Source organism: Halorubrum yunnanense (assembly GCF_026586675.1).
Lineage (GTDB): Archaea > Halobacteriota > Halobacteria > Halobacteriales > Haloferacaceae > Halorubrum > Halorubrum yunnanense.
Genome location: NZ_JAODIX010000030.1, coordinates 174,203 through 200,538 on the forward strand (window position 1 = coordinate 174,203; position 26,336 = coordinate 200,538).

The window sequence follows — 26,336 nt, forward strand, 5'->3', positions numbered from 1 at the left end:
GCTGGAGAGGGGCGAGGCGTACGCTCGACCGATCGAGGACACGGACGCGAACAGCCGCGAGCCGCCGCGGGTCGCGCTTATAAATAGGTTACTCGTCCTGCGATCCGTCCCGCAACAGCCCCAGCGCGTCGACCGCGACCGAGGTCGCCTCGTAGCCGCGCCGCCCCGCGACGTCGACCTCGCTGATCAGGCCGGCCGCGCGGAGTTCGGTGACCGCTCCGTGGAGGTCGGACTCGCACATGTCGGCCGTGTCGAGCAGTTCGACGACGGAGAGCGGCCCGTCGTCGGCGACGACCGCGAGCAGCCCGAGCGACCGGTCGTCGTGGACCGCGCGTATCGTCCGGCGGAGCGGCTCGGGGACCCCGGAGGCCGCGGTCGCGAGCGGTGACTCCCCGTCGACGACTCGGAGCTCGTCGTTGTCGACGTAGCGTTCCTCACCCGTGGCCGGGTCTCGGACCCGGCTCGACTCCGCGGAGCGCTTCACGAGGAGGTACGTGTCGCCGTCAGCGTCGCGGACCGTCTGCATGGGTGAGAAAGCGTGTCCGCGAAACATTACGTTTCCGGGGGCGCGTCAGGGTCGGCGTCGCCGCCGGCCGCACCGGGCTCGTCCGGGGGCGCCTCGTCCCGCGAGCGCTTCCAAGCCCGGTACGTCTGATAGGTCCGAACGCCGGCGAGGAGCCCGGCGACGAGGAGGATCGGCCCGATTCGCGACCACCCCTCGAAGAACCACACCATCGGGCCGAGCGCGACAAGGAGGACCGCGGCGTTGGCGTAGATGACGGCGACGACGAACGCCCGAAGCGTACCGGAGTCGACGTCGCTCGCGCCCTCGAAGTCGCCGCCGTCGTCGAACGTCTTCACCGAGGGCGCCTTCGGGACCTCCGGGGTCATCTCCCGCTCGGCGTCGGAGCTCTCGCCGAAGGAGACCTCGCCCTCGTCGTCCTCGTCGAGGCTGAACACGTGCGGTCCTACGCGGGCACGGTGGAAAGGGGTTCCGCCCCGGCTCGAGGGACGCGCTGGAGGTTCGTCTCCGACGGAAGGAGCCCGTCGACTCAGAGCGCGTCGGCGAGCCGGACCGTTCGGCTCGCTTCGACCCACGCGAGGGGGTTCGCGGCGTCGAACAACACCACGTTCCCGTCGTCCTCGTACACCTCCACCTCGGCGTCGACCGCGTCGCGACCGGCCGGGCGAGCCGCCTGGGATTCCGAACGTGGGTTCGAAGACATAGACCGTGGTAAGTCATCACACATTAAATGCCTTTCCGTGCCGGGACTCCTCGCCGAACCCGAAAGCCGAGTTTTTTAGCCGGGTGCCGCCGAAAGACGGGTATGACTCAGTCGGGGCTGTCGGACTTCTCGTCGACCGGTGACGCGGACGACGGGAGAGACGGCGGCACAGAAACCGAACGGGAGGACCTCGCCGCGCAGGAGGCGGCCGTCGTCGCCGGCGGCGGACGGGGGCGGGTCAGCGACGTCGTCGACGTCGACGAGGCGAAGTTCCCGGAGTCGACCGGGACCGTCGACCTGATGATCACCCAGATCGACTACGCCGTCGAGGGGTACGGCAGCGACGAGTACCCCGTCGTCCACGTGTTCGGCCGGCGGCCGGCGGAGAACGTCGAAGACGCCGAACACGACGTCGTCGAACACCTCCGCGTGCTCGGCGTCGAGCCGTACTTCTACGTCCCCACGGCCGACCTCGACCGCGACCCGGTCGAGGCGTACGACGTGGTGATCGGGACTCGAGAGGGAGGTCCGGACGGCGAGCCGTACGAGAGCATCCGCGGCGAGCCGCTCACCCGGATCGTCACCCGAACGCCCCGCGACGTGGGGAACATCCGCGACGACTTCGAGACGAGCTTCGAGGCGGACATCCTCTTCCCGAACCGCTTCCTGATCGACAACGGGATCAACGGCGGAATCCGCGTCGAGGAGCGGCGCCTCGACGACGGGGAGGGAACGATACAGGTCCACGAGGGGATGCTCGAACCGACCGAGGTCGACGCCGAGATGCGCGTGAACACCTTCGACATCGAGGTGGACGACCGGCGCGGCTTCCCCGAGGACGGCGAGGAGCCGATCATCTGTCTCACCAGTCACGACTCCTACGACGACGAGTACGTCGTCTGGCTGTACGACGCCCCCGAGGCCGAGGTGCCGCCGCCCGAGGACCTGCCCGACTACGAAGGGATCGTGGGGGACGCCGAGGAGCTCGATTTTAGGGTGCGCACGTTCGAGGAGGAGGCCGCGATGCTCGACGCGTTCGTCGAGTACATCCAGGAAACCGACGTAGATCTTATGACGGGGTGGAATTTCGAAGATTTCGACGCACCGTACCTCCTCGATCGGATGGAGTTACTCGACGACGGGAGTCAGTACGATCTCTCCGTCGACCGGCTCTCCCGCATCGGTGAGGTGTGGCGCTCCGGCTGGGGCGGCCCGGACGTGAAGGGGCGGGTCGTCTTCGACCTGCTGTACGCCTACAAGCGGACGATGTTCACCGAGCTGGAGTCGTACCGGCTCGACGCCGTCGGGGAGCGCGAGCTCGGCGTCGGCAAGGAGCGCTACACGGGCGACATCGGCGACCTCTGGGAGCAGGACCCCGAGCGCTTGCTGGAGTACAGCATCCGCGACGTGGAGCTGTGCGTCGAGATCGACCGGAAGCAGGACGTGATCGCCTTCTGGGACGAGGTGCGCACCTTCGTCGGCTGCAAGATCGAGGACGCGCCGACCCCCGGCGACACCGTCGACATGTACGTCCTCCACAAGGCGTTCGGGAAGTTCGCGCTCCCCACCAAGGGCCAACAGGAGTCCGAGGAGTTCGAGGGTGGCGCCGTCTTCGACCCCATCACCGGCGTCAAGGAGATGGTAACTGTCCAAGACTTGAAAAGTCTCTACCCGATGTGCATGGTAACCATCAACGCCGGCCCGGAGACGAAAGTCGACCCCGCGGAGTACGACGACGAGACGTACGTCGCGCCCAACGGGACGCACTTCCGGAAGGAGCCGGACGGAATCATGCGCGAGATGGTCGACGAACTGCTCTCCGAACGCGAGGAGAAGAAGGCGCTCCGGAACGACCACGACCCCGGCACCGAGCCGTACGAGCAGTACGACCGTCAGCAGGGAGCTGTCAAGGTTATTATGAACTGCTTCACGCCGGACACGGACGTGTTGACGCCGACCGGGGTGCGGTCGATCACAGGGCTCGACGTCGGCGACGAGGTGTACTCGCTCGATCCGGACTCCGAGGAGATGGAAGTCAAGCCCGTCGAGGAGACCCACGCGTATCCGGAATACCGCGGCAAACTCGTCGACATCGAGACGTCGGAGACCGACTTCCGCGTGACGCCGAATCACCGGATGCTCGTCCGGAAAAACGAGACGAACGGGATCACCGAAGACGGGTACAGTTTCGTCGAGGCTGGTGATCTCGACCGCGCAACGAACTACGAACTTCCACACGATTGGGACGGTCCCGCAGGGGAGCGGATCGATGAAGTAGACTTAACGGAGCTGATCGACGGGGAGTACGAGGTGTGGGTCCGTCCGGAAGTCCACGGTCACACGTTCACCGCCGAGCTCGGCTGGACGCCGCGGCGCGTCCCGAAGGCTGATCTCGGGCAGACCGGTTACGTCTTCACCGCCGAGGAGTTTGAGGAACACCGCGAGTACGTCGAGTCGGTGTGTGAGACGAGCTACGTCCACCGCGAGTCCGACCGGAAGTGGGTTCCACGGACCTACGACGGCGACGACTTCCTCGAACTGCTCGCGTGGTACGTCACAGAAGGAAACGTGTACACGTCCAAGGAGAAGCGGTTCGGAGACAATTTTCGTGGCTCCGCGACGACGGTGAAGATCGCACAGGACGCCGTCGCCGACGGCGGCGCTTCCGACCACGAGACGATCGGCCAACTACTCGATCGGATGGGGATACACTACTACGTCGACGACCGAAGCTATCAGTTCACGTCGGAGTTGCTCGGGAATCTCCTTCGAGACCGCTGTGGTGACGGGAGCTTCGAGAAGCGGATCCCGGATCGGGTCTTCCAGGCGAACGCGACACAGAAGCGCGCGTTCTTGGAAACGCTGATCGACGGCGACGGAGACCGACAGACCGGATCGTGGCGGTACACGACGTCGAGCGAGGAGTTACGGGACGACGTGCTTCGACTGTGTGCCCACCTCGGGCTCACCGCGAACTATAACCACGACAGCGGGAGCTGGCGGATTTACGTCACGGAAGACGCGAAGAACACGCTTCGGATGCATCGGAGCGGAACGCGGAGCGAGGCCGAAGACGGAGTCTACTGCGTGACCGTCGAAGATAATCACACGCTCCTCGCGGGACGGAACGGGAAGTTCCAGTTTGTCGGGCAATCACTCTACGGCGTTACGGGGTGGGATCGGTTCCGGCTCTACGACAAAGAGGGCGCAGCAGCCGTCACAGCGACCGGTCGAGAAGTTATCGACTTCACCGAGGAGGCCGCAAATGAGCTCGGCCACGACGTTGCGTACGGCGACAGCGTCACGGGCGACAGACCCGTCGTCGTGCGCGATCCCGAGGGTATCGTTCGAATCTTGCCGATTGCCGATCTCTTCGAGCGCTCGGACGCGACTGCGAGCGGGGATCTGATTGTTACCGCCGACGGCGGGCCTGTCGCTTCGGTGTCGGTCGAGAAGGAACGGGGTCGCGTTGACGGGTGGAAGGCGCTTTCGGTGACCGAGGACGGTGAACCGGAGTGGCAGCCGATCGAGCAGGTGATCCGGCACGAGACCGATGAGCCGGTCGTCAACCTCCAGCATAAGTTCGGTGAGTCCACGACGACCAGAGACCATTCGTACGTCGTCGAAGAAAACGGCAGCCTCGTCGAAACGAAGCCGGAAGACGTCGAAGAGCCGCTTCGGGTACCCGGTCTCCCCGAGGTCGAAACGGTGGAGAGGATCGACGTGTACGACGTGTTAGAGGGGTACACGCGCGAGTACGAAGACGGTCGAAGCGTCGGCAGCGAGAACGCGGAGACGAAGGTGAAGCGAGTCCACGCAAACGACGACTGGGTCTGGTTCGGCCACAGGCATCACGATGCGATAGAGAAGAGCATCAAGGTACAGCGATACGTCGATTTGGACTCCGAAGACGGACGGGCGCTCGTGCGGTTGCTCGGCGCGTACGTTACTGAGGGGAGTGCCTCGACGATCGAAACGACCGATTCCAAGTTCGGCGCGAGTATCGCCGAATCCAGAACGGAGTGGCTGGAAGGGCTTCGCGAGGACTACCAGCGTCTGTTTGACGGGGCGACCGCGGGCGTCATCACGTCGGACACGTCCGACGAGCGGACCGTCGAGTACGGAACCGACGACGGGGATCAGTCGGTAACGTACGACGACGGCACCCACAAGCTCCAGATGATGAACGAACTCTCTGCGGTGTTCTTCCGTGAGTTCGCTGGGCAAACGTCGCGTGGGAAGCGTATTCCGGGGTTCGTGTTCAATCTCCCCGAAGATCTCCAACAGCTCTTCGTCGACGTACTCGTAGAGGGCGACGGCTCACGCGAATTCCCACGGTACTCGGCCGAGTACTGCGAGCGAAACTTCGACTTCGAGACGACGAGCCGAGAACTCGCGGCGGGCCTCTCGACGCTTCTCACCCAGCGCGGGGAGAAACACTCGCTGAAATACAGGGAAGGCAAAGAAAGCTACACGATTCGAACGTGTGATTACTACCGGAGCGGACGGGATCCAGTAGTCGAGGAGGTGGATCACGACGGGTACGTGTACGATCTCAGCGTCGCAGAGAACGAGAACTTCGTCGACGGCGTCGGCGGAGTCGTTCTCCACAACACCGATTCAGTCATGCTGTCCCTCGGCCAAGAGGCGGACAAAGAGGAGGCGATCGAGACCTCCTTCGAGATAGAGGACCACATCAACGAGCGCTACGACGACTTCGCGCGCGACGAGCTCAACGCCGAGTTCCACCGCTTCCAGATCGAGTTCGAGAAGCTCTATCGGCGGTTCTTCCAGGCCGGCAAAAAGAAGCGGTACGCCGGCCACATTATCTGGAAAGAGGGCAAGGACGTCGACGATATCGACATCACCGGCTTCGAGTACAAGCGCTCCGACATCGCCGGCATCACGAAGGAGGTCCAGCAGAACGTCATCGAGACGATCGTCACGGGCGACGACATCGACGAGGACATGGAAGAGGTGAAGGCGTACCTCGTCGACGTCATTGCGCGCGTGCTCGACGGCGACATGGATCTCGACGAGATCGGGATCCCGGGCGGGATCGGCAAGAAGCTGGACGCCTACGAGACCCCGACCGCGCAGGTCCGGGGCGCGAAGTACGCGAACCTCCTGCTCGGGACCAACTTCGGGAGCGGGTCGAAGCCGAAGCGGCTGTACATCGAGAAGGTCCACCCCGACTTCTGGACACGGATGGAAGAAGAGGAGGGGCTCGACCCGCAGCGGGACCACCTGTACGGGGAGTTCAAGCGCGATCCGGACGTGATCTGCTTCGAGTACGCCGACCAAGTCCCCGACGAGTTCGCGGTCGACTGGGAGAAGATGCTGGACAAGACGCTGAAAGGCCCCATCGAGCGCGTGATCGAGGCGCTCGGGATGTCTTGGGAGGAAGTCAAGACCGGACAGGAACAGACTGGACTCGGTTCGTTTATGTAAGAGACTCGCACCAGAGAAAGCAGTTTTCGATCGTCGAAAAATTTCTTGACGGCTTCGAGAGTTTTGACGGGGAGATGCGTAACCATTAACCTCCTCAACCACTACTACTGAACCACGAGGCAAACGAGAATACATATGGCTACTCTCGAAATCAACGATCTTCACGCACGAGTGGCGGAAGAGGGCGGCGAACGCATTCTGCAGGGAGTCGACCTGACCGTCGAGTCCGGAGACATCCACGCGCTGATGGGCCCGAACGGCTCCGGGAAGTCGACGCTCGCGAAGGTCATCGCCGGCCACCCGGCGTACGATGTCACCGGCGGGGAGATCCTCCTCCACCTCGACGAGGCGGAGGTCGCCGACGTCGACGTCGACCTCGACGACGAAGACTACCACTGGGAGCTGCTGGAGCTGGAGCCGAATGAGCGCGCCGCGCTCGGCATCTTCCTGGGCTTCCAGTACCCGGCCGAGATCGAAGGGGTCACCATGACGAACTTCCTCCGACAGGCGCTCAACGCGAAGGCGGACGAGCGCGAGGAGCTGTTCGAGGACGAGGACGCCGAGGAGGCCGACGCGGACGACGACGCCGAGGAGGCCGACACGGACGACGACGACGAGGGGTACGAGACGTCCCCGATGGAGGGTGCCGCCGACGACGGCGAAATCGGCGTCGCCGAGTTCCAGCAGATCCTCTCGGAGAAGATGGAGCTGCTCGACATGGACGAGAAGTTCATGCAGCGCTACCTCAACGCCGGTTTCTCCGGCGGCGAGAAGAAACAGAACGAGGTCTTGCAGGCCGCGATGTTAGAGCCCGCGGTCGCAGTGCTCGACGAGATCGACTCCGGGCTCGACATCGACCGGCTCCAGGACGTCGCGAAGGGGATCAACGCGCTCCGCGACGAGCAGGGCACAGGCGTCCTCCAGATCACCCACTACCAGCGCATCCTCGACTATGTCGAGCCCGACCACGTCCACGTGATGCTCGACGGCGAAGTCGTCAAGAGCGGCGGCGCGGAGCTCGCCGAGAAGCTCGAGGACAAGGGGTACGACTGGGTCCGCGAGGACGCGTTCGAGGCGGCGTAACCACAAATGGTCACGCAACAAGAATAAACCGGGGAACACGTAACATATTACCATGAGTTCACAACAAGACGACCTCAAAGAGACAGACACCGAGGCCCGCTTCGAGTTCAAGAAAGAGGAGAAGTCCGCTTTCCAGACCGAGAAGGGCCTCACCGAGGAGACGGTCCGCGTCATCTCGGAGGACAAGGACGAACCGGAGTGGATGCTGGAGCGCCGCCTGCGCGCGCTCGAGCAGTTCCAGGAGATGCCGATGCCGACCGACTGGCCCGGGCAGCCGGACCTGAGCGAGGTCGACGTCGACGAGATCATCCCGTACATCCGACCCGACGTCGACGTCCGCGCCGGCGTCGACGACTGGACGGAGCTGCCGGACAATATCAAAGACACCTTCGACAAGCTGGGCATCCCGGAGGCCGAGAAGAACGCGCTCTCCGGCGTCGGCGCCCAGTACGAGTCGGAGGTCGTCTACCAGAACATGCAGGAGCGGTGGGAGGAGAAGGGCGTCGTCTTCTGTAACATGGACGAGGCCGTTCAGGAGCACGAAGAGCTCGTCCGCGAGCACTTCATGACGAAGTGCGTCCCGCCGAGCGACAACAAGTTCGCTGCGCTTCACGGCGCCATCTGGTCTGGCGGCTCGTTCGTCTACGTGCCGGAGAACACCACCGTCGACATGCCGGTGCAGGCGTACTTCCGGATGAACTCCGAGGGGATGGGCCAGTTCGAGCACACGCTCATCATCGCCGAGGAGGGCTCGGAGGTCCACTACATCGAGGGCTGTTCCGCGCCGAAGTACTCGAAGTTCAACCTCCACTGTGGCGGCGTCGAAGTGTTCGTCGACGAGGACGCCCACGTCCAGTACTCGACCGTCCAGAACTGGTCGAAGAACACGTACAACCTGAACACCAAGCGCGCCATCGCCGAGAAAGGCGGGCGCATGGAGTGGATCTCGGGGTCGATGGGGTCGAAGGCGACGATGCTGTACCCCTCGACGATCCTGAAGGGGCGCGGCGCCTCCGACAACCACATCACCATCGCCTTCGCGGGCGAGGGCCAAGACATCGACACGGGCGCGAAGGTGTACCACAACGCGCCGGACACCAAGTCGACCGTCGAGTCGAAGTCGATCGCGAAGGACGGCGGCCGCACGAACTACCGCGGGCTCGTCCACATCGCTGACGGCGCCGAGAACTCCTCGACCGCCGTCGAGTGCGACGCGCTGATGTTCGATAACGAGTCGACGTCGGACACGATGCCGTACATGGAGATCAACGAGTCGAAGGTCGACGTCGCCCACGAGGCGACCGTCGGGAAGATCGGCGACGAGGACATCTTCTACCTGCAGTCGCGCGGCCTCGACGACGACGACGCCAAGCAGATGATCGTTTCGGGCTTCATCGAGCCCATCACGGAGGAGCTGCCCATCGAGTACGCCGTCGAGTTGAACCGACTCGTCGAGCTCGAGATGGAGGGCTCGCTCGGATAACATGAGCACGCAAGCAATCGAGAGCCTCTCAGAGGACACGGTACGACGCATCGCCGACGAACGCGACGAGCCCGAGTGGCTCCTCGAGACCCGTCTGAACGCGCTCGCCGCGCTGGAGACGGCCGATCTGCCCGACGTCATCCAGACCCCCGGACGCCGCTGGACCGACCTGGAGGCCCTCGACTTCGAGGCGCTCGTCGACCCGCTGAACCAGTCCGACGCCACGGAGCGGACGGCCGGCGACGACGAGGTCGTCGTCCTCCCCTTCACCGAGGCGTTCGACGAGTACGGCGACGTCATCGAGGCGAACTTCGGCTCGGTGCTCGATCCCGAGCACAACTACCTCACGGCCCTGTCGGTCGCGCTGTTTACCACCGGCACGTTCGTCTACGTCCCCGAGGGCGTCGACGTCGAGGACGTGACGGTCCGCGCGGAGATGAACTCCCGCTCGCTGTTCAGCCAGACACTCGTCGTCGCCGAGGAGTCGTCGTCAGTGACGATCCTCGAGTCGATCGAGTCGGGCGATAGCGAGGTCGACGGCGACCGGTACTTCTCGAACCTCGTCGAGATCGCCGCGGGCGAGAACGCGAACGTCCAGTTCGGCTCGCTCCAGAACCTCGACGACGACTCGTACACCTACTCGCTGAAGCGCGGCGTGACCGACGCGTACGCGACGGTCGACTGGATCGAGAGCAACTTCGGCTCGAAGCTCACGCGCTCCGATGTCGAGACCGAACTCGAAGGCGACGGCTCCGAGAGCCAGATCGTCGGGACGTTCTTCGGCACCGAAGACCAGCACTTCGACATCAACGCCCGCATCTGGCACCGCGCCGAGCACACGACGGCCGACCTCGTCACGCGCGGGGTGCTCGACGACGTGGCTCGCTCGGTCTACGAGGGTGTTCAGGACGTCGGCGAGGACGCGTGGAACACGTCCAGCTACCAGCGTGAGAACACGCTGATGCTGTCGGACGACGCCGAGGCCGACGCGTCGCCGAAGCTGATCATCCACAACCACGACACCGAGGCCTCCCACTCCGCGACAGTCGGGCAGGTCGACGCCGAGGACCTGTTCTACCTGGAAAGCCGCACGATCGGCCCCCGCACGGCGCGGAACATGCTCGTCGAGGGCTTCTTCGTGCCCGTGTTAGAGGAGATCGCGGTCGACGAGTTCCGCGACGACGTCGAGGAGCTCGTTCTCCAGCGGCTCCAGTAAGCGGCGGCGTCGAGTCCGCTTCGGAGGGCTGACCGTCGGATCTCTCGTTTCTCCGCGGCGACGAGTCCCGGCTGGAGGGGAACTTCTTAAGTCGGACTACGCCCGAGTGCGACTGTATGCGAACGGGCGTATCGAGCGGTGACGGGTGGTGGCCGTGAGCGTGAGCCAGCGGATCGGCTCCGACGACCAGCTCGCTCGGCTGTTACAGATCGGGATCGTGTTAGAGGAGGTAGTCGAGGCGCGAGCCCATCACCACTACCGGGGCGTCGACGCCGAACTCGACGCCGAGATCGAGGCGCTGCTCGCGGACGCGGCCGAGGAGTCGGCCGACCACCGCGAGCGGTTGGAGTCTCTCATCGCCGGGCTCGGGGTCGACAGCGTCCCCTTCGACGAGATCGAGTCGCTGGTCGACGCCCGCTACGGGCGGACCAAGCCCGAGGACTTCGATGGGATCTTGTACGACCAGCTGTGTAACGAGGAGACGGCCTACAAGTTCTACGACGACCTCGTCGAGGCCATTGAGGCGTCGGACGCGGAGTTTTCGGTCGACCGAGAGCGCCTCCTGGAGACGTTGCGGACGATCCGCGAGGAGGAGGCCGAGGGCGTCAGCGAGGTCACGGAAGTCATGGAGCGACGATGAACCGGCGTATCGAGCCGACGACGAGACCCGACGGAGGAGAGCCGTGAACACCGCAGACCAGTACCTCAAGACGATATACGTCGTACAGGAGCAGGAGGACGGCCCGGCCTCAACGGGATCGATAGCCGACGCCCTCGACGTGAGCCCGGCGAGCGCGAACGAGATGATCGGCAAGCTGGAGGAGCGCGGGCTCGCCGAACACGAGAAGTACAAGGGGGTCCGGCTTACCGACGACGGGATCATTCGGGCGCGGGACGCGCTCCAGACGTACTGTATCATCGAGCGCTTCCTCGCGAACGTGCTCGGCGTCGAGGAGTTCCGCGAGGAGGCCCGCGAGCTGGAGGCCGTCATCGACGACACCGTCGCCGACCGACTCGACACGATCATCGACCGGCAGCCGGAGTGTCCGGACTGCTTCGACCCCGAGACCGACGCCTGCGCGTGCCTGGAAGTCGCGATGGCGCCGGTCGAGTCGGAGTAAAACGGCCCGTCGAATCGATCAGACGAGAGTTCGTAACGCAAAGAAGTGGATTTATTACAGACAGTTCTATAAGCTAGCTTATATCGGATGCAAGCGAGGTATCGTATCGTCATTATTGGTCTGTTGCTCATCGCGACGTGTGGGGTAAACGCGCAGTACGCCGCGACGGATTTCCGACCGTATCCGAACGCAGACGAGGTAATTGCGGACCAGGCTCAGTACGACGGCAGAGAGGTGCTCATTTTCGCAGAGGTGGAGACGGTCGGCGGAGAGCGGGGAGAGGTCGTCGTGGAGATTCGGGACACGACGGTCGTCGGCGTGAGTTTCGATGGGTTCGTTCCCGAACCGGACAAAGTAGAGAAGACACATGAGATAACAGTCCGAACGCCGACTCAATCAGGGGTTTCAGGTCTCGAGAGAGGGGCATCGATCCAAGCGTACGGAACTATAACACAGGGTTCGACCGTGCTTATCGCAGAGCGAGTGGTCGCCGATTACAAGAACAGAGAGGACTGGCTGTACGTACTCTCGACATCACTCTTCGGCGCACTGCTCGCTATCGTCCACTTCTTCCGGTACTGGTCTCCCGACTGGCGGGCGTTCCGGTTTGAGAAACGAGGTGAGCCCTGATGGCTGAGTGGGTCACACACGTGCTCTTCGGGTACGTTCTATTCACGGTCATGAGTTGGTTTACCGGATGGATCGATCAGCGATGGATTGCAGTTGCGATGATCGGGTCGATCCTCCCGGATCTCAACCGAATTGAACTAATCGCCTCAGATGAGCTTCTGACGTACCTCGTCGGGGTCCCCTTTGCGTGGTGGGGTATTCACACGGTCGGTGGCGTGATACTGCTGTCAGGGATCGGTGCATTCCTGTTGGGGACGGGCTCTCAGCGGTGGCGCGCCTTTCTGTCGCTTCTGGGTGGCGCGCTCTCACACATGGTGATTGATCTACCGCAGCGATACGCCGACGGGTATATGATTTCGAGTTCATACGCGTTCCCGGTCCCCTTCCCGCGTTTGCCAACGCCGGGATGGTATGTCTCGTCGGACCGCTGGGTCGTCCTCGTCGCGATCTGTGTCGCGTTCGTCGTGTTCGTCTCGGACAGATATCGGGAGACGCTTGCGAGGTGAGACGCCGGAGACGCCCGTTATGAATTACATCTGCCAACCAACGGGCTCACACACCAAAGTGACGATTGCATGCCGAGGTCGGGCCCGGTATACAGTAGGCCGGCCGTTCTGACATCCGGTTGTCAACAGCGTTGGTAACGGACGTGTAGGGCGTCCGCGTCGCCTTATACGCCCGTCGAGTACCGTAAGATACCCGCGATGCCGCCGAACGCGTCCATCAGCTGCTCGCCCTTCTCGAAGTCCGTGGAGATGAACTTCGTGTCCGTCCCGCGCTGCTCGGCGATGTTCATCAGGTGTTCGATGACGTCGTCGCGCTCGTCGACGTCGGCCGCCTCGCCGCACTCGGCGCACTCGTGGTCCGGGGTCGAGTGCCGCGAGTCGATCACCTCGTACTCCTCGTGGCCGTTCGGACACTCGTAGACGACGACGTCGGAGCGGAGGTCCTCGGAGATGAGCAGTCGGTCCACCGAGCCCATGATCAGGTTCCGGCGGGTCTGCTCGAACCCGTACGTCGCCTCCTCGCCGGTGTTGAGCTTCTCGAAGAACTCGTCCATGTGCCGTTTGTCCTCGACGATCTCCTGGTCGGCGAGCGCTTCGCTGGCGTTGTCGACGAGGTCCTTCAGCCCGGACTCGTCGGTGTAGGCCACGTCGAACTTGCCGAGCACCTTGTCCCGGAGCTCGTGGTGGAGGTAGTCGCCGTCGAGGAACTCGTCTTTCGTCGGGGAGGGGCCGCCGACGAGGATGCCGTCGAGCTCGTGGCGCTTGTCGACGAACAGGTCGTCGGCCATCCCCGCGACTTCCTGATAGAAGTTGTCGATCGCTTCGAGGCGGAGGCGGGCGAACCGCTGTGCGGACTGGCCCCCCTTCCGCTGTTTGCCGGGGACGAGCGAGGAGGCAGACTTGACGGGCTCGACTCGCTTGCCCTTCAGCCAGCCGACGTTGGCCTCGCGGCGGTCGAGGACGATGAGCCCGAACAGCCCGCTGTCCTCCAGCATGTGTTCGAGCGGCTCGGTGAGGAACGCGGAGTCGCAGTGGTAGCGGAACGACTCGATGGGCTGCGGGGGCGACTCCAGGGTTCGGGTGACCATGTCGGTCTGACCGCCGCCGGCGTCGATCGCCCCGGAGAAGATGACGATCCCGTTCTCGGGCGGGTAGGTGTCGTAGTACCGGAGCCGGTCTTTGATCGAGGTGAGCGCGTCCTGAACGGCCGTCCGGGTCTGCTTGGACTTGATGTTGGACGCCTCGCTGTGCTCCTGCGTGACGTGGGCGACCACGTCGGAGACCTGCCGATCCTCGGGGATGTAGATGGTGACGAGCTGCGTGCCGGAGCCCTCGAAGTCGCGGAGCTCCTCGATGACCTTGCGGAACTCGTACTTCCGCCGGTCCTCGCTCGCCGCTTGGGCGTCGCTACTCATTATCCGAACTACGGCGGCGTGCGTGTAAGTAAGCTTTGACCTGACGGGGCGACCCGTCTCGGCCGCGGGGGCGACCGGCCGTCGGTCGGGGAACCGTCGCGGTCAGGCGTAGTACTCGTCGAGGTAGGCGACGATCCGGTCGCTGTCGTACATCGTGACGCCGCGGTCCGTATCGACCAGGTACGGGATCTGATCCTCGCCGTCCGCGGTGAGCCGGTCATGAGTCACCTCATTGGTCACGTCGCCGCCGACGTTGCCGGGGAGCCGCGGGTTGTGCGTGACGTAGGAGGCGCCGAGCTCGGAGAGCTTCTCGCGGACCGTCGCGCTGTGCGGGCAGCCTTCCGACTGGTAGAGTTCCAACATGGCATTTTTTCATGGGATGTTCGAGACAAAATCAGTTGCGCTGACTCCCGCGTCGCCGGAACAGAGGCGGCGGTACCCTACATCGACTCGGGCGCCTCGACCCCGAGCACGTCGAGCGCGTTCGCCATCGTGTGCTTCGCGGCCGCGACGAGCGCGACGCGGGCGGCCCGCAGCTCCTCGTCGTCGGCGGTCACGACCGGACACTCCCGGTAGAAGGCGTTGTACGCGTCGGCGAACTCCCGGGTGAACGTCGCGATCGTGTGCGGCTCCAGGTCGTCGGCGGCGGTCTCGATGACGGCGGGGAAGCGGGCGACCTCGCGGAGGAGCTCGCGCGCCGCCTCGGTCTCGAAGACCGCCCCGTCGACGTCGAGGGCGTCGACGTCGACGACTCCGTCCGCGTCCGCCGTGACGCCCGGCACCTCCACGCCGGCGGCGGCGGCCTCGGAGAGGATGCCGGCGCAGCGCGCGTGGACGTACTGGACGAAGGGGGCCGACTGGGCCTCGAAGTCGAGCGCGTCCTCCCACTCGAAGGTGATCGCCTTCGCGGGCTGCTTCGAGACGATGTCGTACCGGACCGCGCCGATGCCGACCTGATGGGCGATGCGCTCGACGTCCTCGGCGGTGAGGTCGTCGTCGCGGATCCGGTCGTCCATCCGGCTCTCGACCGCCTCGCGGGCACGGTCGATCGCCTCGTCGAGCAGGTCGTCGAGCATCACGCCGGTCCCCCGCCGGGTGGACATCTTCCCGTCGGGGAGGTTCACGTACGAGTAGATGACGTGGCCGAGCCGGTCGGTGTCGTTGCCGAGCAGCTCCAGGGTCGCGCCGAGCTGGTCGGCCTGCAGCTTGTGGTCCTCGCCGAGGACGGTAACGGCGCGGTCGTAGTTCGCGAACTTCCACTCGTGGTGGGCCAGGTCGCGGGTGGTGTAGAGGCTGGTGTCGTCCGAGCGCAGGAAGACGAGGTTCTTCTCTATCCCCCACTCGTCGAGCTCCAGCTGCCAAGCGTCCTCCTCGTAGACGGCCTGGTCAGTCTCCTTGAGCCGCGCGGCGACCTCGTCGGTGGAGGCGTCGCGCATGAACCGCGTCTCCTTGACGAACTCGTCGAACTCGGCGGGGAGCCGCGCGAGGCACTCCTTCATCCCGCCGAGGACGGTGTCGACGACCTCGCCGACGCGCTCGTACGTCTCCTCGTCGCCGGCCTCGAGCCCCTGCAGGATCGCGGAAATCCCCTCCTCCGCGGCGTCGACCTCGGCGGGGTCGGCCTCCTCTAAGAAGGCGTTCCCCTTCCGGTAGTAGCGCACGAGGTCGTACTCGGCGCGATCGCGAGCGGGGTCGGTGTCGAGGTCAGACTCGTCGAACCGCTCGTACGCCCACGTGAACACCGCCATCTGGCGGCCCGCGTCGTTGACGTAGTAGTGGCGGTCGACGTCGTAGCCCGCGTACTCCATGAGGTTCGCGACCGCGTCGCCGACAATCGGGTTGCGCGCGCGGCCGACGTGGACCGGGCCGGTCGGGTTCGCGCTCGTGTGCTCGACGACGACTGAGGCGTCGCGGTCGGGGAGCGTGCCGTAGTCGGGGTCGGCGGCGGCCGCGTCAAGCGTGTCGGCGAGGTAGCGCTCGCCGGCGTGGAAGTTAACGTACGGCCCGGCGGTGTCGACGGCGGCGAGGTAGTCGTAGCCCGCGACATCGACGGCCTCCGCGACGTCCGCGGCCACGCTCGGCGGGGCGGCGCCGACCTCGCCCGCGAGGCGGAAGGCGACGCTGGAGGCGAGCGTCGCGTCCATGTCGTCGGGCGGGCGTTCGATGCCGAGGTCGTCGGTCGGGAGGTCGAGCGACGCGAGCGCGTCGCCGAGCGCGTCGGCCACCTCCGACCGGAACTGTCTGAACATACCGTCCGTTCGACGGGGGAGTTAAAAGGGCCTTCCGAAGCGGCGCGCGAGAGGATCAGTCGCCCGAAGCGAAGCGAAGGACGGCCGACGCGGCGGGGGGTCGAAGATGTTCAGCGAACCGGCACCGGTATATAAATGAGCCGCGGGGCGCAGCCGTTCATCGTGTCGCGCTAACTGACGGTGTCTCTGTTCGTCGCACTGACGATAGGTCGTTCCGTCCGACAGGGCTCGTAATCGCTTTCGAGCGGATTCGGTGCCGAAACTGAGGGGAGCGGAGTCGTACGCGTCGTCGCCGAGGTCTGCGAGTCGTGGCACCGCTTCGTTCTCGATACGCAGTGCGTCCGGGGCGGCCAGACGAGCCGCCGGATCCGAAGGTGGTGTGGCGGAGGGTGTCGGCTCGGTCGGCCGTCCGCTCGGAACGGACGCGTAGGCGACTCCGGCGCGAGTGAGAGCGCGCCGAACCGCACGGTCACGCTGGCGGGCCAGTCGCGAGTGGTCCCTGTTCCACACGATCCGTTCAGCGCCGACGGTCTCGGCGATGTGACCGACGACGTCGGTCGGATCTCCGCGCTGTATCACGAGGTCGCTACCGCGGTCCCGGTACCAGTCTCGAAGCGCGCGCAGCGAGCCGAGCATGAACGCGACGCCCAATCCATTGGCACGCGACAAGATAGCATCGTCCAGCACGAACAGCGAAACGACACGGCAACCCTCTCGCTCGGCAGCGGTGAGGGCGGCCGAAAGCGCCGGATTCGGATGGGGACGAAGGTTGCGACGATGCCAGTGCAACTGCATATACGCCCACAGGGGCGCTCGCGTAAGAAGGGTTATGGGGCGCCTCGGCGGAAGCCTCTACTCCACGATCTCATCGATCAACTCGCACGCGCTCCGCCGGACGGCCTCGTCGCTCTCGATCGACGGCTCCCAGCCGAGGTCGACGAGCCGCTCGATGGAGAGGCGCATCTTCGGCACGTCGCCGGTCCAACCGCGGTCGCCGCCGGTGTAGTTGTACTCCGGGTCGACGCCGAGTTCCTCGCTCACGATGTCGGCGATGTCGGTCACCGACGTCGTCGTCCGCGTCCCGAGGTTGAGGACGTTCAGGTCGTCGTCGGCGTTGTCGACGACGTACTGGATGGCGTCGACGCACTCCGAGACGTGCATGTACGACTTCTCTTGCCGGCCGTCGCCGAGGATCTCGAGCTCGCTCGGGTCGTCGTCGAGCTTCTGGATGAAGTCGGGGATCACGTTGCCGCGCTGGTGCGGGCCGACGATGTTCGCGAAGCGGAACACCCACGACCGGACCCCGTACGAGTGGGCGTGCGTCGAGATCAGCGCCTCGTCGGCGAGCTTCGAGGAGCCGTAGATGGAGATCGGCTCCAGCGGGCCGTAATCCTCTGGCGTCGGGCGGGGCGCCTCACCGTACACCGTCGAGGAAGAGGTGAACGCGAGCCGGTCGACTCCGACCTCGTGCATGCGCTCCAAGACGTTGTACGTCATCGCCGTGTTCGCCTCGAACAGCCCCCGGTCGTCGTCGTAGTTCGTGTCGGTGTACGCCGCGAAGTGGAAGACGACGTCGAGGTCGCCCGTGACCGCCTCGGCGACGTCGCCGGGGTCGGTCAGGTCGGCCTCGACGAAGTCGGCGCCGTCGGGGACGCGGGCGCGGTCGCCCTTCGAGAGGTCGTCGGCGACGCGGACGGTCGCGCCGCGGTCGAGAAGGCGGGCCGCGAGGTGGCTTCCGACGAGTCCCGCACCGCCCGTGACGAGCACGTTCGAGTCGTCGAGCATACGCGGGAGTCGGCTCGGGGCGGTAAGTACGCGTCGGTCGATCCGACGTCGCCGGTCCCGGTCCCGCGGTCAGCCGGCCTCACAGCCCCTCTCGACCGCCCTCCTGCGCGAGGATGACGACCATCGAGAGTCCGGAGATGACCAGCAGGATGAGCGTGGGGACGACCGCGTACTGGTAGAGGGCGTCCGCCTGCGCGCGCCAGATCTGCGTGACGATCGTCTCGAAGCCGGACGGGCGGAGGATGAGCGTGACCGGGAGCTCCTTCATCGTCGTGAGGAAGACGAGAGCGGCGCCGGCGACAATGCCGGACCGGGTGAGCGGGAACGTCACGCGCCGGAACGTGCCCATCGAGGACTCGCCGAGCGTCCGCCCGGCCTCAACGAGCTTGGGGTCGACGCCGAGGATCGCGGTCCGCGTCGACCCGACGACCTGCGGGAGGAACCGGACGACGTACGCGAACACCAGCAGCGGGAGCGTCTGGTAGATCCACGGGAGGTACCCGGAGCCGAAGTAGACCAGGGCGAGCGCCAGCACGATCCCGGGGACGGCGAAGCCGACGTAGGTGGTCCGCTCGAACAGCGCCGCCAGCGGGGAGTCGTGGTTCGCGGCGAAGTACGCGACGGGGATCGCCGCCAGCGCGGCGGCGACCGCGGCGGCCGCCGCGACCGACACCGAGTTGACCACCTGGATCGGCTCGAACGCCATCGAGGGGCGCCGCCCGGCCTCGGACCGGAGGAGCCACAACAGGAGGATCCAGAGCGGGACGAGGAGCGCGACCGCCGACACCGACGCGGGGAGCAGCGTCGCCGGCCACCGCCAGCGGCCGAGGCGCACGAGCCGGTCGCTGGTGCCCGCATCGTCGCCCGAGACGTCTCGGTCCGACCGGACCAGCCACTCCAAGGCGAGCACGACGAGGACGACCGCGAGCAGTTGGAGGGAGAGCAGCGCGGCGTAGTCGGGGCCGAACGCGTTGTACTCGACGTAGATCTGGCGGGTGAACACCGGGAGCCGCATGATCGACGGTGTCCCGAAGTCGGAGACCGCGTACAGCGCCGCCAGCAGCGACCCGGCGGCGATCGCCGGCCGGATCACGGGGAGGGTCACCCGGCGGAACGCCTCGATCCGACCGTGGTTCAGCGTCCGGGCCGCCTCGATCAGCGTCGTGTCGAAGGATAGGAGGGCGGCGCGGGTGGTCAGGTAGACGTACGGGTACGTGTATAGGGTAATAACGAGGATCGTGCCCGGGAGGCCGTAGATCTCCGGCACGTGTTCGACCCCCAGCGGCGCGAGCACGTCGTGGAACTCGCCCTGCGGACCGAACGCGGAGACGAACGCGAACGCGCCGACGTAGCTCGGCACGACGAGCGGGAGCGCGGCGACGACGGACCAGAACCGCCGGAATGGGAGGTCGGTTCGGGCGGTGAGGTACGCCAGCGGGACCCCCAACAGGATCGAGAAGGCGGTGACGCCGGCCATCAGCAGCAGGCTGTTGACCAGCACCTCCGCGGTGCCGGAACTGAACAGCAGTTCGAGCGCCCGCGCCCGCTCGACGGTGACCGCCTCGATCACCAGCCACGCGAGCGGGAACACCATCGTCGCGGCGATGGCCGCGGACAGCAGGGTCAGCCCTAGCGGGAGGCGATCGTCGCCGTCGGTCAGGAAATCGCGGATCCGGCGTGTCAGGCTCATAGTCCGGGAGGCGAGGTACGTTTCGGAGGGAGGCGGCACCGACCGTTAGCAGTTCCGATCCGGTTCGTCAATCGGGTCCGACGGATATAATAGTTTAGGGGGGCCTAAACCGAACATGGAACTGACGCGGCGCGACGCGACGGCCGCGCTGGCGGCCGTCGGGGGGGCCGGTGGGGTCGCCCTCGCGGCTCGGCAGCGGGCCGACGACCCGGAAGACGGCGACGAGGCGGCCGCCGGCGACGGGGACAACGAGGACGACGCGGCCCTCGACGATGTCGCCGTCCGCGCGTCGATGACCGCGGTCGCGGCGGTCCTCTACCCGAGCGAGGTCGACGGCGTCGGGGCGTTCGTCGACCGCTTCCTCGACGGGCGGCTCGACGGGTCGGCCCACGCCAAGGGGATCCGAATCGCGGTCGGGGAGCTCGACGACGCGGCCCGCTCGTGGTACGGGGGCCCAATCACGGAGCTCTCCGAGAGCGAGTGCGACCGGCTCCTCCGGGAGGTCGGCGCCGACACCGCCGAGGAGGACTCGGACGGGACCCTCGCGGAGCGGGCGCGCTACTACGTCGTCAACGAGCTGCTGCTGGCGCTGTACGCCTCGCCGACGGGCGGCGAGCTGGTCGGACTGGAGAACCCGCAGGGCCACCCTGGCGGGACGGAGAGCTACCGGCGGGGACCGCGATGAGCGCGGGGAGCCCCGACCGGACTTCCGTCGCGAACGCGGACGTCTGCGTGGTCGGCGCCGGCCCCGCGGGCGCGCTCGTCGCCGACCGGCTGACCGCCGACCGCGACGTGGTCGTCCTCGACGCTGGCCCCCGGTTCGACCCCGACGACCGCCTCGCGCGCCAGGAGCGGGCGATCCGCCCGGGCTACGACCGACCCGACGTCTGGGACGTCGGGGGGGAGCGCGACGCGCACGCCAGCTCCGGCGAGCGGTTCTACCCGCTGAACCACGCTCGCGTCAAAGGGGTCGGCGGGTCGACGCTCCACTGGCAGGGGATGGTGATGCGGCTTCACGAGGCCGACTTCGACTCCGAGACGGAGCGGGGCGTCGGCGCGGACTGGCCGATCGACTACGCCGACCTCCGGCCGTACTACGCGGAGGCCGAGCGCGAGCTGGGCGTCGCCGGCGCGTCGGACAACCCCTACGCGCCCCCTCGAGAGGAGCCGCACCCGATGCCGGCGTTCGAGCCCTCCTACAGCGACTCGCTGTTCGCGGAGGCCTGCGAGGAGCTGGGGATCGACATGCACTCGGTGCCGAACGCGCGCAACTCGGAGCCGTACGACGACCGCTCGGCCTGCGTCGGCTACGGCACCTGCCAGCCGGTCTGCCCGGCGGGCGCGAAGTACGACGCGACCGTCCACGTCGACCGCGCGGAAGGAGAGGGCGCGACCGTCATCGACCGCGCGCCGGTCCAGCGGCTGGAGCACGACGCCGACCGCGTCACCGCCGCGGTGTACGCGACGCCGGACGGGACGGAACACAGACAGGAGGCCGACGCCTTCGTCGTCGCCTGCGGCGGCGTGGAAACGGCTCGGCTCCTCCTCCTCTCCGAGTCGGACCGGTACCCCGACGGACTCGCGAACTCCAGCGGGACGGTCGGGCGGTTCTTCATGGACCACCTGTTCGCGGGCGTCGGCGGGACTCTCGACGAGCCGACCCGACAGAATCACGTCGGCTTCTACACCAGCGCGTGCGACCAGTTCTACGACGAGGCCGACGCGGAGACCGCCCCGTTTAAGCTGGAGTTCTTCAACTACGCCGGCCCCTCGCCGGTCGAGGAGGCGCTGACCGGCGACGATTGGGGAGACGAGCTCTTGGGGCGGCTCCGTGACGGCTACGGCACTCACGTGGCGATGGGCGGGCTCGTCGAGCAGCTCCCGCGGGCGGACAGCTACGTCGGGCTCGATCCCGACCGAACCGACGACCACGGCAACCCCGTCCCCGATATTCACTGGAGCATCGACGATCGGGCGCTCCGGACGATCGAGCGCGCCAACGAGATTCAGCGGTCGATCCTCGAAGAGCTCGGCGCGGAGATCGAGTGGGTCGCCGGCCCCGACGCGACCGGGCCCGCCTACCACCACATGGGCACGACCCGGATGAGCGCGGACCCCGATGGGGGCGTCGTCGACGCCGACTGTCGGACCCACGACCTCGACAACTGCTGGATTGCGTCCAGTTCCGTCTTCCCCACAAGCGGTGCGATGAACCCGACGCTCACGATCGCGGCGCTGGCGCTTCGCGTCGCCGACGACGTCGAGCGCCGGCTCTGAGTTTGTTTTAGGCAAACCTAAAAACTCAAGTGGGTGGGGCGACCCGTACGAGGTAATGAGCGGATCACTCAGCGCGAACGGGTCGGCCGAAGAGGTCAGCGAGACGGACGAGGAAGCGGTCGACGCGGCCGACCGAGAGACCGAACACTACACCTTCGACGACGTCAGCGTCGTGATGGGGACGTACAACGAGGAAGAAGCGATCGGGACGGTCCTCGGGGACGTCGACGAGGTCACCGGCGGCCGGGCCGAGGTCGTCTGCGTCGACGGCTCGTCGGACCGGACCCCGGAGATCGCCCGGGAACACGGCGCGCGCGTCATCGAGCAGGAGCCGCAGGGGTACGGCGTCGCCGTCCGCGAGGCGATCCTCGCCCCCGACCGCCCGATCGTCGTCACGACCGACTGCGACGACACCTATCCGATGGAGCGGCTGCCGGAGTTCCTCGAGGCGATCAACGACGGCGCCGACGTCGTCAGCGGCGACCGCCTCTACCACGGCGCGACGGCGATGCCCGCGTTCAACCGCCTCGGCAACCACGCGTTCGCGGCGCTCGCCTCCCTCCTGATGGGCGAGCGCGTCCACGACACCACCACCGGGATGCGCGCGTACCGCCGCGAGGTCGTCGAGGACATCGAGTGGACCGAGAACACCGGTCTCTCCGCGGAGCTGCTCATCCGTCCCCTCATGCGTGGTCACGACGTGCGCGAGCGTCCCATCGACTACGCCGAGCGCCTCGGCGAGACGAAGCTCGACCCGATCGAGGGCGGCGCCGCCATCGCGAAGTCCATCGTGACGGTCTGCCTCGAAGAGCGGCTGCGGCGGATCTGAGCGCGAGACGGCCCGGATAACGGGGAACAGGTTCTTTCCCCCGGCACCGCGAACCGCCGGAAGCGACGTGGTATTTAAATAGAACTGCAGCAGCGACGACCGTTTATAAATAAACGCGGTGGCGCGTGCCTGTGAGCGGCCGATAGGCCGCGAGCAGCACGCGCGAGGGACGCGGCGACCGTAGGGAGCCGCGAGGCTGGGGAGGTGTGGGGTGGGGTTGCTGTGCGGTCGGGGTGGGACTCAAAGGGGCAGCCGGGAGGCGGGCGCAGGCGACGCAAGCACCGCAGGAACGAGCGTAGCGAGTGACGAGGAGCGCAGCAAGCGTGCGCCCGCCTCCCGGCTGGGGCTTTGGAGGTGTTCACCGTCGATCCGCAATCAATCATTTATAAGCGAGCGACTGGGGCTTTGGAGGTGTTCACCGTCGATCCGCAATCAATCATTTATAAGCGAGCGACTGGGGCTTTGGAGGTGTTCACCGTCGATCCGCAATCAATCATTTATAAGCGAGCGACTGGAGCTTTGGAGGTGTTCACCGTCGATCCGCGGTCAACGGCTATTTAGCTGAATGTAGGCGCTAAGTCCCCACCCTCAACGGAGCGACCGAAGGGAGCGGAGTAGGGTGGCGATACAGCGCCGTCATCACCTACTCACACAGCGATACGGTTGCAGGCCACAGGCCCACGCAGGCATTTATATCGTCGACCGCTGAACAAACGATCAAGATGGGCGTTCGGACCTGTTGGCTTCGACTCACTCGTCGTTCCGTTCGGAACGGCTCGTTCCTTGCGAAGCTGACGGACACGGACAGCGTTCAAACGCGACAAGAAGCGTGCGTTGTCCCAGGGAGTGGTCCCACCGAGCAATTAGGAGTGGGACACTCCGAATCAACGTCCCCAGAAATCGAAGATTTCTGGTGTGTGAACGAATCTCACAGCGATTCGTTAACGCCTGTGGAGACTGCGCTCCCTGTGGATACGTCCGTATCTGCAAAGCGCGTCGTGGAAGCAGGAAGCCCCACCCTCAGCGAGCGCATCAGCGCGAGTAGGGTAGGGTAGTTCACAAACATCCGCCAGCAGTTCACCGCTATTCAGTAAGGTCGTTCGCCTCGGCGTTCGTCTCGAAGGCGACCCACTCCGGGTGGACCCCCGAATCGCCGGGAATGTACGTCCCCTCAGTCCCGCACTCCGTCACGAGCCGGCAGACCGAGCGCTCCGGCGGCCAGACGACCTCGACACTCCCATCCGGCTCACGGACCGTCGCCTCCTGCCGATAGGTGAACGTCGAGCCCGCGGCGTCGACGAGGGTCACCGTCACGATCACCTCGTCGCCCGCGGGGTCGATCGGGACGGTCGCGTTCGGCGCGCCGTCCAAGCGCGCGCCGTCGGGCGTCAGCGACCAACCGACCGCGAGCGAGCCGTCAGGGTCGCGCACGTCGTACTCGGCGCGGACCGTCTCGGCGCCGCCTACCGGCTCCCCGCGCGTGGTCTCCAGTCGAACGACCGCCCGCTGAACGCGGGCCGGCACCCCCACGGTCGTCGCCGCGTCGACTCGCTCTCCCTCCCGAACCGCGAGCGATTCGAGCTTGGGGGTGACGCGCCGATTCGGGTCCGGCGTCCAGACGCCTCGGTACGCGTATCGCCGGAGGTCGCGATCAGGGTACGTGTCGATCACCGCGAAGTCCTCGGCCGGGTCGCGGTCGAGCGCGTACACGACCGGACCGTCCAGTCCGGGCTCGTTCCGGAACACTTGGAACGGGTGGTTGAGCCACTCGCCGTACGGCGTGGGGACGAACACGAGATCGTCGTCGAACTGGGCCGACTCGATCGGCTCGTAGGCCGTCTCGTACTTGTCGGCGTGCGCCGAGTGACGGTCGAGGGGCGCCTCGGCCGCGGCCGCCGCGCCGAGCGCCCCGCCGAGAATCGCGAGCGCCGCCACCGCGACGACGACCGCCCGCGCCGTGTCCGGCGTGACCCGAGAGGAGAGCCCGTCCCGGAGCCGGGAGAGCCCCCGGCCGCCGGCGGCGACGGCGACGCCGCCGAACAGCGACAGCGGGACGAGGAGGTCGAAGTGGTAGAACGGCCCGAAGCCCGCGACCAGCCCGTCAGTCGGGTCCGACAGCGTCCCGAGGAGGTTGTTCGTCCCCCAGAAGAAGAGGTTCCCGACGACGACGGAGACGACGACCCCGCCGAGCAGGAGGCCGGCCGTGCGTTCGAAGCGGCGGCCGGCCGTGCGTTCGAAGCGGCGGCCGGCCGCGTCGTCACGGTCGTCGCCGCCGTCTCTCACCCCGAACGCGCGCCGCCCCGACAGCCACCGCCCCGCGGCCAGCCCGCCGCCAGCGAGCGCGAGCAGTGCGCCGAGCGGGCCTGCGACCACCCATCGCGTGACGAGGTACCACAGCGCGTACCCGTTCGATCGGAGCGCCAGCTCGACGGTGTACTCCTCGCTGTGGCCGAGAATCCGGCGCTCGCCGAATCCGGGACCATCCATCGGTGCGAACGCCTCGTACGGGAAGGTGAGGGGCGCGCCGGTCAGCCGGAGGTTGTACGCGAGGGTGACGGCGACGAAGAAGATCCCGAGAAGCGCGGTGAGCCCGTGGCGGCGGACCGGGGCGGGGAGCGGGAACGGCGGAACCCCCGCGTCCCGGACCGCGACAACCACCCGACCGAGCGCGTGTAGAATGAAGGGCGCCGCGAACAGCACCGCCGTGAACGGCCGGGCGAAGAAGGCGAGCCCGATCGCGACGCCCGCGAGCCCGGCGAGCGGGAGCGATCGATCGCGGACGCCTCGGAGGTACGCGACCGCAAACAGCAGGTTCAGGAACGTCGTCGGCGCGTACGGGAGGAACACCGCGGAGGTGACCAGCGCCATCGGTGAGGCGGCGAAGCAGACGGCGGCCGCGAGGCCGACCCGCCGATCGAAGACGGTCAACCCGAGCAGGTAGACGAGCGTCGCGTTGCCGGCGGCGACGACCGCGAGCGTCACCCGCGGCTCGCCGAATAACGCCAAAGAGACCGCGTACATCGCGGCGGGAACGGGGTTGTACTTCGGGTAGAGTCGACCGTCGTCCTCGACGAAGAACCACGGGTGGACGGCGTCGGCCAGCGCGCCGGCGTGGAACTCCAGCTGGCCGGAGAGCAGCAGCGCGGCCTGCGTGAGGTACACCCCCTCGTCGTGGTTGACCGAGTGGTAGCGGAACAGCGTCGCGGCGACGGCGAAGGTGAAGACGCCGGCCGCGACGGCGACGAGGGCGGCCGCCAGCGTCAGGCGGTCCGCGCGGGCGATCCGGGCTCGGCCGCGGCTCGCGAGTCGACGCGCGGATCGACGAGCGAGCCGGCGGAAACGGCGGAGAGCCGAAGGGGGCGACACGGGTGTCTG

At 66.5% G+C, this 26,336-nt stretch carries 21 protein-coding genes and 1 pseudogene; 12 read left to right on the plus strand and 10 right to left on the minus strand.

From position 1 onward, the window contains the following. Nucleotides 1-88 precede the first annotated feature (88 nt). The 3 genes from N5096_RS08055 to N5096_RS08065 form a co-directional block, all read right to left on the minus strand. Nucleotides 89-526, minus strand: a complete 438-nt coding sequence (locus N5096_RS08055) for a DUF7346 family protein (RefSeq protein WP_267663839.1) — start codon at nt 524-526, stop codon at nt 89-91. A 26-nt stretch (nt 527-552) separates the two neighbouring features. After that, nucleotides 553-960 (minus strand): DUF7322 domain-containing protein, encoded by a 408-nt coding sequence (locus N5096_RS08060; RefSeq protein ID WP_267663840.1) that lies wholly within the window; start codon nt 958-960, stop codon nt 553-555. Between the two features lie 92 nt (nt 961-1,052). Then, nucleotides 1,053-1,226, minus strand: coding sequence for a DUF7331 family protein (locus N5096_RS08065; protein WP_267663841.1), 174 nt, complete (start codon nt 1,224-1,226; stop codon nt 1,053-1,055). A gap of 102 nt (nt 1,227-1,328) precedes the next feature. Here N5096_RS08065 and N5096_RS08070 point away from each other — a divergent pair, with 102 nt between their 5' ends. From N5096_RS08070 to N5096_RS08105, 8 genes are all read left to right on the plus strand, one after another. Further along, a complete protein-coding gene (locus tag N5096_RS08070) occupies nt 1,329-6,677 on the plus strand; it encodes a DNA polymerase domain-containing protein (protein ID WP_267663842.1) in 5,349 nt (1,782 codons plus the stop codon). Nucleotides 6,678-6,812: 135 nt separating this feature from the next. Further along, complete coding sequence (locus N5096_RS08075; RefSeq protein WP_267663843.1) at nt 6,813-7,760, plus strand: ABC transporter ATP-binding protein; 948 nt, start codon at nt 6,813-6,815, stop codon at nt 7,758-7,760. Nucleotides 7,761-7,812: 52 nt separating this feature from the next. Next, complete coding sequence (gene sufB, locus N5096_RS08080; RefSeq protein ID WP_267663844.1) at nt 7,813-9,243, plus strand: Fe-S cluster assembly protein SufB; 1,431 nt, start codon at nt 7,813-7,815, stop codon at nt 9,241-9,243. 1 nt (nt 9,244) lies between these two features. After that, nucleotides 9,245-10,459, plus strand: a complete 1,215-nt coding sequence (gene sufD / locus N5096_RS08085) for a Fe-S cluster assembly protein SufD (RefSeq protein ID WP_267663845.1) — start codon at nt 9,245-9,247, stop codon at nt 10,457-10,459. Nucleotides 10,460-10,613: 154 nt separating this feature from the next. Further along, nucleotides 10,614-11,099: a ferritin-like domain-containing protein gene (locus N5096_RS08090; protein WP_267663846.1), complete on the plus strand. Its 486-nt coding sequence runs from the start codon at nt 10,614-10,616 to the stop codon at nt 11,097-11,099. 43 nt (nt 11,100-11,142) lie between these two features. Then, nucleotides 11,143-11,580: a metal-dependent transcriptional regulator gene (locus N5096_RS08095; RefSeq protein WP_267663847.1), complete on the plus strand. Its 438-nt coding sequence runs from the start codon at nt 11,143-11,145 to the stop codon at nt 11,578-11,580. A 123-nt stretch (nt 11,581-11,703) separates the two neighbouring features. Then, nucleotides 11,704-12,210, plus strand: a complete 507-nt coding sequence (locus N5096_RS08100) for an OB-like fold-containing membrane protein (protein WP_267663849.1) — start codon at nt 11,704-11,706, stop codon at nt 12,208-12,210. Then, nucleotides 12,210-12,716, plus strand: coding sequence for a metal-dependent hydrolase (locus N5096_RS08105; RefSeq protein ID WP_267663850.1), 507 nt, complete (start codon nt 12,210-12,212; stop codon nt 12,714-12,716). Before N5096_RS08100 ends, N5096_RS08105 begins: the two co-directional genes overlap by 1 nt. Before the next feature lie 164 nt (nt 12,717-12,880). On the opposite strand, the gene prf1 is transcribed toward N5096_RS08105, so the two are convergent. From prf1 to N5096_RS08135, 6 genes are all read right to left on the minus strand, one after another. Beyond that, nucleotides 12,881-14,131 carry a peptide chain release factor aRF-1 gene (gene prf1 / locus N5096_RS08110; protein ID WP_267663851.1) on the minus strand — a complete coding sequence of 417 codons (1,251 nt, stop codon included), beginning with the start codon at nt 14,129-14,131 and terminating at the stop codon, nt 12,881-12,883. Between the two features lie 102 nt (nt 14,132-14,233). Then, the gene (locus N5096_RS08115; protein ID WP_267663852.1) at nt 14,234-14,494 is read right to left on the minus strand and encodes a glutathione S-transferase N-terminal domain-containing protein; all 261 of its coding nucleotides are present in this window, start codon (nt 14,492-14,494) and stop codon (nt 14,234-14,236) included. Nucleotides 14,495-14,571: 77 nt separating this feature from the next. Beyond that, entirely contained in the window at nt 14,572-16,380 is a 1,809-nt protein-coding gene (gene argS / locus N5096_RS08120) for an arginine--tRNA ligase (RefSeq protein ID WP_267663854.1), read from the minus strand. A 21-nt stretch (nt 16,381-16,401) separates the two neighbouring features. Continuing rightward, nucleotides 16,402-17,175 carry a deoxyribodipyrimidine photo-lyase gene (locus N5096_RS08125; protein ID WP_267663856.1) on the minus strand — a complete coding sequence of 258 codons (774 nt, stop codon included), beginning with the start codon at nt 17,173-17,175 and terminating at the stop codon, nt 16,402-16,404. A 57-nt stretch (nt 17,176-17,232) separates the two neighbouring features. Next, on the minus strand, nt 17,233-18,165 hold the full coding sequence (locus tag N5096_RS08130) for an NAD-dependent epimerase/dehydratase family protein (protein WP_267663857.1): 933 nt from the start codon (nt 18,163-18,165) through the stop codon (nt 17,233-17,235). A gap of 79 nt (nt 18,166-18,244) precedes the next feature. After that, nucleotides 18,245-19,855 carry an ABC transporter permease gene (locus tag N5096_RS08135; protein WP_267663858.1) on the minus strand — a complete coding sequence of 537 codons (1,611 nt, stop codon included), beginning with the start codon at nt 19,853-19,855 and terminating at the stop codon, nt 18,245-18,247. A gap of 115 nt (nt 19,856-19,970) precedes the next feature. On the opposite strand from N5096_RS08135, the gene N5096_RS08140 reads away from it, so the two are divergent. The 4 genes and pseudogenes from N5096_RS08140 to N5096_RS16515 all read left to right on the plus strand — a co-directional run. Further along, on the plus strand, nt 19,971-20,540 hold the full coding sequence (locus N5096_RS08140; RefSeq protein ID WP_267663859.1) for a gluconate 2-dehydrogenase subunit 3 family protein: 570 nt from the start codon (nt 19,971-19,973) through the stop codon (nt 20,538-20,540). After that, on the plus strand, nt 20,537-22,132 hold the full coding sequence (locus tag N5096_RS08145; protein WP_267663860.1) for a GMC family oxidoreductase: 1,596 nt from the start codon (nt 20,537-20,539) through the stop codon (nt 22,130-22,132). Before N5096_RS08140 ends, N5096_RS08145 begins: the two co-directional genes overlap by 4 nt. A gap of 175 nt (nt 22,133-22,307) precedes the next feature. After that, nucleotides 22,308-22,961 (plus strand): dolichyl-phosphate hexose transferase, encoded by a 654-nt coding sequence (locus N5096_RS08150; RefSeq protein ID WP_379790178.1) that lies wholly within the window; start codon nt 22,308-22,310, stop codon nt 22,959-22,961. Nucleotides 22,962-23,824: 863 nt separating this feature from the next. Next, nucleotides 23,825-24,016, plus strand: a pseudogene (locus N5096_RS16515) (RNA-guided endonuclease TnpB family protein); the annotation flags it as partial. A gap of 28 nt (nt 24,017-24,044) precedes the next feature. Here N5096_RS16515 and N5096_RS08155 read toward each other — a convergent pair. Continuing rightward, nucleotides 24,045-26,327 (minus strand): DUF7846 domain-containing protein, encoded by a 2,283-nt coding sequence (locus tag N5096_RS08155; protein ID WP_267663863.1) that lies wholly within the window; start codon nt 26,325-26,327, stop codon nt 24,045-24,047. Between the last annotated feature and the right edge of the window lie 9 nt (nt 26,328-26,336).

Excerpts from the sequence above, each read along its gene's own strand:
- N5096_RS08055 (WP_267663839.1), bottom strand. The coding sequence starts at position 526 with ATGCAGACGGTCCGCGACGCTGACGGCGACACGTACCTCCTCGTGAAG.
- N5096_RS08065 (WP_267663841.1), bottom strand. The coding sequence starts at position 1,226 with ATGTCTTCGAACCCACGTTCGGAATCCCAGGCGGCTCGCCCGGCCGGT.
- N5096_RS08070 (WP_267663842.1), top strand. The coding sequence starts at position 1,329 with ATGACTCAGTCGGGGCTGTCGGACTTCTCGTCGACCGGTGACGCGGAC.
- N5096_RS08075 (WP_267663843.1), top strand. The coding sequence starts at position 6,813 with ATGGCTACTCTCGAAATCAACGATCTTCACGCACGAGTGGCGGAAGAG.
- sufB (WP_267663844.1), top strand. The coding sequence starts at position 7,813 with ATGAGTTCACAACAAGACGACCTCAAAGAGACAGACACCGAGGCCCGC.
- sufD (WP_267663845.1), top strand. The coding sequence starts at position 9,245 with ATGAGCACGCAAGCAATCGAGAGCCTCTCAGAGGACACGGTACGACGC.
- N5096_RS08105 (WP_267663850.1), top strand. The coding sequence starts at position 12,210 with ATGGCTGAGTGGGTCACACACGTGCTCTTCGGGTACGTTCTATTCACG.
- prf1 (WP_267663851.1), bottom strand. The coding sequence starts at position 14,131 with ATGAGTAGCGACGCCCAAGCGGCGAGCGAGGACCGGCGGAAGTACGAG.
- N5096_RS08115 (WP_267663852.1), bottom strand. The coding sequence starts at position 14,494 with ATGTTGGAACTCTACCAGTCGGAAGGCTGCCCGCACAGCGCGACGGTC.
- argS (WP_267663854.1), bottom strand. The coding sequence starts at position 16,380 with ATGTTCAGACAGTTCCGGTCGGAGGTGGCCGACGCGCTCGGCGACGCG.
- N5096_RS08125 (WP_267663856.1), bottom strand. The coding sequence starts at position 17,175 with ATGCAGTTGCACTGGCATCGTCGCAACCTTCGTCCCCATCCGAATCCG.
- N5096_RS08130 (WP_267663857.1), bottom strand. The coding sequence starts at position 18,165 with ATGCTCGACGACTCGAACGTGCTCGTCACGGGCGGTGCGGGACTCGTC.
- N5096_RS08135 (WP_267663858.1), bottom strand. The coding sequence starts at position 19,855 with ATGAGCCTGACACGCCGGATCCGCGATTTCCTGACCGACGGCGACGAT.
- N5096_RS08140 (WP_267663859.1), top strand. The coding sequence starts at position 19,971 with ATGGAACTGACGCGGCGCGACGCGACGGCCGCGCTGGCGGCCGTCGGG.
- N5096_RS08145 (WP_267663860.1), top strand. The coding sequence starts at position 20,537 with ATGAGCGCGGGGAGCCCCGACCGGACTTCCGTCGCGAACGCGGACGTC.
- N5096_RS08150 (WP_379790178.1), top strand. The coding sequence starts at position 22,308 with ATGGGGACGTACAACGAGGAAGAAGCGATCGGGACGGTCCTCGGGGAC.